The organism is Oleiphilus sp. HI0132 (genome assembly GCF_001635845.1).
Window position 1 is genome coordinate 1 of record NZ_LWGJ01000786.1, and the last position, 220, is coordinate 220.

The following is a 220-nucleotide window of genomic DNA, read 5'->3' on the forward strand; positions in this document are numbered from 1 at the left end:
ATGGGCATTTTCTTGAATCGCATAGGGAATACCTAGTAGAAACACGCAAGAGAAGAGATGCCACTCCAGTTCCTGCATACCGATCGATACATCATTAAAGCCATAGCGCATGACCACATCGTAGAAAACGTTGATGAGTAGTAAGAGCATGGCGCTAGCCGAGAGTACTCCGCATAAACGCGCAATGCTTTTAAACAGAGTATCCAGGGCTAGAATTACT

Annotated in this window: 1 protein-coding gene; it reads right to left on the reverse strand. The window is 45.0% G+C overall.

Annotation, left to right across the window (positions count from 1 at the left end; all coding sequences use genetic code 11):
- Nucleotides 1-220, reverse strand: a 220-nt coding sequence (locus A3766_RS09205) for a TRAP transporter small permease subunit (protein ID WP_369808617.1), incomplete at both ends; no start/stop codon positions are given.